Genomic DNA, 7,866 nt, shown 5'->3' on the forward strand with positions numbered 1-7,866 from the left:
GCGGCGGCCGCCGCGACGGCCTCGACGCGCCTCACCGCCGCCCGACGCCGGCCCACCCGCGGCGGCCAGGCGGCGCTCGAGCGCGACCAGGAGGTGCACCGCCAGACCGCGCGCCTGAAGGCGCTGAGCCGCGCCGGCCTCGAGGCGTGCCTCGGCCGCATGGTGCGGGCCGACGGTACGACGGTCTACGTCGGGCGGCTCGGGCTCACCGACGACGGCGGCCGGCGCCTGCTGGTGGACTGGCGCTCCCCGGCCGCGGAACCGTTCTTCGGCGCCACCCACGCCGACCCGCACGGGCTCGTCAGCCGCCGCCGGTACCGGTGGACCGCCGGCCGGGTCACGGACTACTGGGACGAGGTGTTCACCCCCGAGGGCCTCGAGGGCCACGCCGCCCTCGACGACCAGTCGGCGTTCGTCGCGAGCCTCGGTGCCAGCCGATCGGCCCGGATGCGCGACGTGCTCGGGACCATCCAGGCCGACCAGGACGCGATCATCCGGGCGGGGTCCCGGGGCGCCCTCGTGGTCGACGGCGGCCCGGGTACGGGCAAGACGGTCGTCGCCCTGCACCGCACCGCGTACCTGCTCCACTCCGACCCGCGCCTGGGCCACCGGCGCGGCGGGGTGCTGGTCGTCGGCCCGCACGAGCCGTACCTGGCGTACGTGGGGGACGTGCTGCCGAGCCTCGGCGAGGAGGGGGTGCGCACCTGCACCCTGCGCGACCTCGTCCCCGAGGGGGCCGGCGCGCTCGAGGAGACGGACCCGCGGGTCGCGCTGCTCAAGGCCTCCGCGCGGATGGTCGACGCGATCGAGCCGGCGGTCCGCTTCTCCGAGCGTCCGCCGGCGTCCGGCATGACCGTCGAGACGCCGTGGGGGGACGTCCGCCTCGTCCCCGACGACTGGGACGAGGCCTTCGCTGCGGTGGACCCCGGCACCTCGCACAACGAGGCCCGCGAGGACATCTGGGCGGCGCTGCTCGACCTCCTGGTGGACCGGCTCGACGGCCTCGACGAGGAGGTCCCGGCCGACGAGCTGCGCCGCGCCCTCGCACGGCACCGCCCGCTGCGGCGGGCCCTCGACCGTGCGTGGCCGGCGATCGACGCTCCCGACCTGGTCGCCGACCTCTGGTCCGTGCCCGCCTACCTGCGCCTGTGCGCGCCGTGGCTCACTCCGGAGGAGGTCCGCCTCCTGCAGCGCGCCGAGCCGCACGCCTGGACCGTCGCCGACCTGCCCCTGCTCGACGCGGCGCGGGATCGGCTGGGCGACCCCGAGGCCGCACGCCGCCGGCGACGGCACGAGGCGCAGATCGCGTCCGAGCGCGAGCGCCGGGCCGACGTCGTCGACGACCTCATCGCGTCCGACGACTCGGAGCTGCTGGTCATGTCGATGCTGCGGGGCGAGGACCTGAGCGACGCGCTGGTGGCCGACGCCCAGGCGCCCGTGGATCCCGGCTCGACCACGGGCCCGTTCGCGCACGTCGTCGTCGACGAGGCGCAGGAGCTCACGGACGCGCAGTGGCGGATGGTCCTGCGCCGGTGCCCGTCGCGGAGCCTGACGGTGGTCGGCGACCGGGCCCAGGCCCGGCAGGGCTTCCCCGAGCCCTGGCAGGAGCGGCTGCGCCGGGTCGGGCTCGACGACGTCACCGTCGCGTCCCTGAGCCTGAACTACCGCACGCCGGCCGAGGTCATGGCCGAGGCGGAGCCGGTGATCCGCGCCGCGGTCCCGGACGCGAACGTCCCGGCGTCGGTCCGGAGCACGGGTGTCCCCGTGCGTCACGGGACCATCGCCGAGCTCGAGGACGTCCTCGACGCGTGGCTCGCGGAGCACCCCGAGGGCACGGCGTGCGTCATCGGCGCGCCCGCACCGTCCGGGTCGGACCGGGTCCGGTCGCTGACCCCGCTGCTCGCCAAGGGCCTCGAGGTCGACCTCGTCGTGCTCGTGGACCCGGAGGCGTTCGGCGACGGGATCCAGGGCGCCGTCGACCGCTACGTCGCCATGACCCGCGCGACGCAGCAGCTCGTCGTGCTGCGGGGCGCCTCGGGCGCCGGGGTCGCGCGGCGCCGCGCCGCGACCTGGCCCGCGGTTCAGAGCTGGTAGACCTGGTACTCGCACCGCACGTCGACGCGCCGCTCCGCGGGCACCTCCTGCGCGTCGGGCGTCCGCGCCCCGAGCTCGCCGTGCACCTCCACGTCGACGCGGGCCGACGTGCCGGCCAGGTCCCGCAGCACCCGGGCCACCGCGTCGGCGCGCTTGCGGGCGAGCTCCTGGTTCTGCTGCACGGTGCCGGTCGTCGACGCCCGGCCGGTGAGGCGGACGGGCTGCACGCCGCGACGGATCTCCGCCTGCACGGCGCCCGGGAGCCCGGTGTACCAGGTGTGCAGGTGGCGGATCTTCTCCTGGGTGAGGGCGAAGCTCCCCGACGGGTCGAAGTGCACGGTCGTCGCCTGCACGGCGGTCGTGGGCCGCGGGACGGGGCCCCCACCCGAGTACGTCAGCGCGCCATGGCGGACCCAGCTCTGCGAGGAGGCGACCTGCAGCCCGGTGAGGTTGCCCGCGGCGTCGACGACGAACCGTCCGGTGAAGCTCTCGTCGCCGCTGCCGACGGGGTCCCACCGGCCGCCGATCGTGAAGGCCACCGCGGACACCGGCTCGTTCGCCGCGGTGTAGGCGGACGGGGTGAAGGAGACCGAGAAGCTCGACGAGACCAGCGTGCTCGAGCTGCCGCGGTCCTCCGACACCGCGACCCGCCGCACGTTGAAGCCGTCGTACTCGAGCGCCACGTCGAACCAGAAGGTCTGGGTGTCGATGCCGACCCTCGGGTGGTGCGCGGTGATCGGGAACCGGAACGAGCGACGCTGGATCGCCAGGCCCGTCGGGCTCGGGTTGTGCACGTACGTCGCGGGCGTGGAGGTCACGGAGAACGAGCCGTTGAACACGTGCTGCTGGAGCCGGTCGAACACCCCGAGCCCGAGCTCCGCCGCCGGGATCAGCACGCCCGCGAGCGCGATGAACCCGACCTCCGGCGAGGCGCCGTCGTCGGGCTCGAGGTGCTCCGTGAGGTGCGCCGGCCCAGGCTCCCAGCCACCCGTGTCGGACCCGTCCGGGTCGGGCGCCTCCGCGGTGCCCGGTCCGGTGACCCGGACGAGCGCCTCCAGGAGCGCGGGCATCGCCTCGAGGAGCGGCGGGACGACGCGCAGCGCGGCGACGGCCGCCCCGGTCGGGGGTCGGGCCTCGGCACCCTCACCGACGAGCCACGCGGCGGCGGCGTCGGAGGACTCGCCGTCCGGGGGCCACGCGCTCGCGTCCTCGGTGGACTCGCCGTCGGTCAGCCACGCGACCGCGGCGTCCTCGGAGTACCCGGTCAGCAGGTCGTCGTCCATCGTCCCTCACCTCGTCCGTCCGTCGTCGGTCGCCGGGCCACCGGCCGGCGTCACCGGCGTCCCGGGGCGTGCGGCCAACGCCGCCAGCGCGGCGTCGACGTCGAGAAGGCCGCGTCCGACGCGGTCGGTCCCCAGCGGGCAGGGACGCGCGGTCGAGCGCAGCAGGTCCCCCACCTCCGCCGCGGCCAGGGGCCGCCCCGCGGCCTCGAACAGCACGGCGACCGCGGCACTGACGTGCGGGGCGGCCATGCTCGTCCCGGTCATGGTCGTGGTGCCGTCCCGCTCCCGGCGCCCGTTGAGCAGCACGGCCGAGCGCGCGGCGGTGATCGCCACGCCGGGCGCGGCGAGGTCGGGCTTCGGGTGCAGGTCCCGGGCCGGACCGGCGCTGCTGAACGCACCGGGGACCGGCACCGGCGCCCGGTGGTCGTACGCCGCGACCGCGAGGGTGCGCCTGCCGTTGCACAGGGTGTTGGTGGTGAAGAGCGGGTCCGGGTCGGTGAAGCGGCTCTGGCGGCCGCGGTGCACCCGCTCGATCCAGCCGTGGACCTCACCGTCCTGCACCCGGTCCGGCAGGAGGCGCACCCGCCAGGTCCCGGCGGGCGCCCCGGGCCACAGGAACAGGTCGACCACGCCGTCCCCGGTGGCGGGGTCCGCCCGCCGGTGGAAGCCGGAGACCACCACGCGCCCGTCGTCGCGCAGCACGCGCGCCTCCCCCGCCGCGAGCCGCACGACGGCGCCACCCGGCGCCAGGAGCTCGACCGTGACCTCGTCGGCGGCCGGGTACCAGATCTCGAGCTCGGCGTCGTCGACCAGGGGAGCCTCGACGTGCCATCCCCACGTGACCGGGACGCCCTCCCGCAGCTGGGCGCTGGTGTGCTGGCCCGTCGCGTAGTAGTTGCCGGCCGAGCAGACGATCTGCCGGCCCGGGACCTCGAGCATCGTGTCGAGCGCCCGCACGACCAGCGGCGACGCGTCGTGCGGGCCACCGCAGCGCCCCAGGCTCATGTTGAGCACGACCGGCCGGTCCCCCGCCGTCCGGAAGACCCAGTCGACGCCCTCGAGGATGCGGACGGAGTCGCCGAGCGTGTCGTGCGGGGCGGTGTCGTCACCGCGCAGGTGCACGGCCAGGATCGCCGCGTCGGGCGCCAGGCCCCGCGGCGCTCCCGAGCGCCCCGTGCCGCACGCGATCCCCAGGGTGTGGGTGCCGTGGGTGCCCTGCCCGAACGGGTCGACGTCGGCGGGGTCGTACCCGAGCGCCGCATACGGGTCGGGCGTCGCGAGCGCGGCGTCGAGGGCCGCCGCGTCCAGCACGCGGCCGTACCCGTAGGCGGCCGGGCTCAGGGGCGTGCGACCGCCCCGCTGGTCCCACAGGGCCAGGAACCGGCTGCGCCCGTCGGCGTCGAGCAGGTCGACGTGCGCCGGGTCGAACCCCCAGTCGAGCATCCCGACGACGACGCCACGCCCGGTCCACGGGCGGTCGGCCGCGGCGGGCTCCCGGGCGTCGCGGTCGCCGGGCCGGTCCGCGACCGTGGCACCGGGCACGGTGACGGCGTCGTGGGGCAGGTACCGATGGGTGCGCTTGAGGCTCAGCACGTCGGGGTGCCGGCGCAGGGCCGGCAGCGCCGCCACGTCGGTGCGGCCGGTCACCACCGTCCCGGCCCGCACCACGACGTCCAGACCCGGGACCTCGACCTGCGCCCCGCGGAGCCGCGCGATGACGCCGACGCGGCGACGGCGCACCACCGGCTCCCGCTCCGCCTCCTCCAGCAGGAGCTGGCGCAGGTGGGGGTCGAGATCGAGGTCGAGGCCCGGGCCGCCCATGATCGCCTGCCTCTCCCCGGCCTCAGGCCTTGCTCCCGCCGGCACCTCCACCCTGCGGTGGCGACGTCGCGCCCTTCGCGCCGGACGACGCGCCCCCGGCCGGCTTGCCGTCGCCGTCCGCGTCCAGCGCCGCCTGGATGACCGCGGCCGCTCGCTGCAGCTCGGCCCGCGAGACGCCCGAGAGCGAGGAGGTCGCGAGGATGTCCGGGTCGGCGGCCACGACCTGCCGGGCGAGCGGGATGTGCGCGAGGTCCTCCGCGGTGAGGACGGCGCCCTTGTCGACGGCGGTGGTCAGGACCGCGGTGACCGCGGTGACCGCCTCCGCGCTCGCGAGCGCGCCCTCGCGCCGCGCCACGCCGTCGGCGGAGACGACCGCGAGCGCGCCGGCCTGCGCGGCCGGCAGGCCCGCGACCGCGGGCAGGACGATCGGCATGAGGCGCCGACGCCGGTTCTTGGGCACGGACATCAGCGCCACGAACGGCAGCACGTTGCTCATGTCAGAACCCCCCGGACATGGCCATCGCCATCATCATCATGGTCATCGAGCTGTCACCGCCGGAGCCGCCGGACGGCATCATCATGAACAGCAGCGGCAGCATGCTGTTGTCGTCGCCGTCGGCGTTCTTGGGCACGCTCGTGTCCGCGCCCCCGGCCGCGTGGGTATGGGCCTCGAACCGGGTGGTGAGCTGCTGCTGCTGCATCAGTCCCATGACCATGCTCATCATCTGCTGCTGCTGCTGGTCCGCCTTGATCTTGCGCAGGGCGGCCTGCGTCTCGAAGCGCAGCTTGCGCAGCGCGGCCTGCTGCTCCGTGCGCTGCTTGGCGATCGCGCCCTGGGTCTCGCCGACGACCGTGCCGACGCGGGCGCCGAGCGTCGTCAGGTCCTTCTGCAGGGTGTTGATCCGCGTCGAGTCCGCGTTGATCACCGCCTGGAGGCGCCCGACGGCGGCGTTGAACTCGTCCTTGTGGACCATCGGCGTCTGGAGCTGGACCTGCGCCTGCCCGCGCGGCGTCTGCACCGTCGCGCTGTTGACGCCGCGCGAGGGCGCCACGGACACGCGGGGTGCCGCCGGACGGGCGGGCGGCGTCAGCGCGTTGCCCACGGCCTTGATCCCGGCCCCGATGGGGTCCAGGAACCCGAGCTGCGGGACGAGGGCGCCGAGGCCGGGGATGAACTCGGCCCCCTCGTCCCAGTCCGGCAGGGTCTCGGACTCGTCGAACATCTCCGACTCGTCCAGAAGGTCGTCGAGTGCGGTCATCTCTGTCTCCTCGGTTGGCCGTGCCGGTGGGCGCTAGACCCACTCGTCGGTGCCAGCGGCGGGTGCCGCTGCCTGGTCCTGCGGTGGCGGTGCGGGGTCGAGGCGGGCGAGCGCGGGCGCGATCCACGCCGCGAGCTGGGGGTCGGGCCGGAAGTGGCCGGGAGAACCCGCCCCGGCACAGGTGCTGCACGTCGGGTCGGTCCCCCAGCAGCGCTGGCAGCAGCCCAGACGCGCCGCGAGCTGACGGAGGAGCTGCACGGCCGCGTCGCGCTGGCCGCGGACGACCGCGAGCCGGCCGGCGACGCGCTCGAGGACGGCGCCCACGTCCTCGTCGCCCGGGGGGTCGTCGGGCCCGCTCACGTCGGCAACGGCGCCCGCCGCCCCATCGCGTCCGGTCCGTTCGGCGAGGAGCGCGGCCCAGTCGCGGCGCCGCAGGGCGTCGAGCTGGCCCTCGGTGAGGCCGGCGCGCTGCGCGGCCAGCTGGAGGACGAGGTCCCGGTCGGCGGGCATCAGAAGGTCCCTTCGTCGAGCCATCGGTGCACGACCTCCGCACCGACCTCGAAGTGCACGGTGTCCTGGGGGCGCAGTGCGGCGCCCCAGAAGATGCCGAAGCGGCCGAGCACCTCGTGCAGCGTGAGGAACGCCTGCTGGACGAGGCCGTCGCTGCGGATCTCGACGTGACCGTCCACCGTCACGTCGAGCGCGAGGCCGAGCGCGTGGTTGCTCAGCAGGTCCGGGCGCCCCCGGACGTGGCGGACGCACAGCATGCCGTTCGAGCCGAGCCGGGAGTGGACCTCCGGGTGCTCGCGCTCGAGCGCGCGGAACGCCTCGGCGAACAGCGCCACGGCCGCACGGTGGCCCCTGACCCGCGCCCCGCCGACCTGGCCGGTGGCCATCCGCGACGCCCAGGGCGTCGACGTGATCGCGCGGCACTCGTGCGAGACGAGCTCGCGCGGCCGGCCGAACCGGGCGACCAGGAGACTGGTCGGGCACGGGCTGACGCCGACGTTCAGCGCGGTGGCGGGGGGCACGGCGACGAGCCGGGCGGCCGTGGGCCCGGCGGCCGCCGGGGGCGGTCCCCGCCCGCCCGTGGTGCCCTCCGACGCGTCGTCGGACGAGCCTTCGGAGACGTCGTGGACGGACGCGTGGCCGGACGTGCGCCCGGACATGGCCTCCGGCGCGTGCCGCCCCCCGGTCCCGGACGTCCGCTCGGACACCAGCCACTCCCGGGCCTCCGGCCGGCTCACGAGGTCCGCGATCCGCGGCAGGAGGGCGGCGAGCTGCTGGAGCAGGTCGAGCGCTCCCGCGGGCGCCGGACCTGTCGTCGGGGGCCCTCCGCTCGGCGGCGGAGCTGCCGGGGCGCCGGGTGCGGCGGCGGGACGCGGCGCCGTGACCGGCGCACCGAGGGC

The 7,866-nt window shown here is 76.3% G+C and carries 7 protein-coding genes; 1 reads left to right on the plus strand and 6 read right to left on the minus strand.

Annotation, left to right across the window (positions count from 1 at the left end; genetic code table 11):
* The coding region (gene helR / locus IDM29_RS12865) for an RNA polymerase recycling motor ATPase HelR (protein WP_188037596.1) at positions 1-2,094 on the plus strand (2,094 nt) is incomplete at its 5' end.
* Here the strand turns inward: helR and IDM29_RS12870 are convergent.
* The 6 genes from IDM29_RS12870 to IDM29_RS12895 form a co-directional block, all read right to left on the minus strand.
* Positions 2,082-3,377: an OmpA family protein gene (locus IDM29_RS12870; RefSeq protein ID WP_182113879.1), complete on the minus strand. Its 1,296-nt coding sequence runs from the start codon at positions 3,375-3,377 to the stop codon at positions 2,082-2,084. The genes helR and IDM29_RS12870 overlap by 13 nt on opposite strands.
* Positions 3,378-3,383: 6 nt before the next feature.
* Positions 3,384-5,198: a S8 family serine peptidase gene (locus IDM29_RS12875; protein ID WP_182113878.1), complete on the minus strand. Its 1,815-nt coding sequence runs from the start codon at positions 5,196-5,198 to the stop codon at positions 3,384-3,386.
* 22 nt (positions 5,199-5,220) lie between these two features.
* On the minus strand, positions 5,221-5,694 hold the full coding sequence (locus tag IDM29_RS12880) for a hypothetical protein (RefSeq protein WP_182113877.1): 474 nt from the start codon (positions 5,692-5,694) through the stop codon (positions 5,221-5,223).
* 1 nt (position 5,695) lies between these two features.
* Positions 5,696-6,457 (minus strand): hypothetical protein, encoded by a 762-nt coding sequence (locus tag IDM29_RS12885; protein ID WP_182113876.1) that lies wholly within the window; start codon positions 6,455-6,457, stop codon positions 5,696-5,698.
* A 33-nt stretch (positions 6,458-6,490) separates the two neighbouring features.
* Entirely contained in the window at positions 6,491-6,967 is a 477-nt protein-coding gene (locus tag IDM29_RS12890) for a hypothetical protein (RefSeq protein WP_182113875.1), read from the minus strand.
* Positions 6,967-7,866: M15 family metallopeptidase (locus tag IDM29_RS12895; protein ID WP_188037597.1), on the minus strand; the 900-nt coding region annotated here is incomplete at its 5' end. The genes IDM29_RS12890 and IDM29_RS12895, both read right to left, overlap by 1 nt.

Origin of the sequence: Actinotalea sp. JY-7885 (assembly GCF_014525465.1) — a bacterium.
Lineage (GTDB): Bacteria > Actinomycetota > Actinomycetes > Actinomycetales > Cellulomonadaceae > Actinotalea.

Coding starts and splice junctions, on each gene's coding strand:
- IDM29_RS12875 (WP_182113878.1), bottom strand. CDS start 5,198: ATGGGCGGCCCGGGCCTCGACCTCGATCTCGACCCCCACCTGCGCCAG.
- IDM29_RS12870 (WP_182113879.1), bottom strand. CDS start 3,377: ATGGACGACGACCTGCTGACCGGGTACTCCGAGGACGCCGCGGTCGCG.
- IDM29_RS12885 (WP_182113876.1), bottom strand. CDS start 6,457: ATGACCGCACTCGACGACCTTCTGGACGAGTCGGAGATGTTCGACGAG.
- IDM29_RS12880 (WP_182113877.1), bottom strand. CDS start 5,694: ATGAGCAACGTGCTGCCGTTCGTGGCGCTGATGTCCGTGCCCAAGAAC.
- IDM29_RS12890 (WP_182113875.1), bottom strand. CDS start 6,967: ATGCCCGCCGACCGGGACCTCGTCCTCCAGCTGGCCGCGCAGCGCGCC.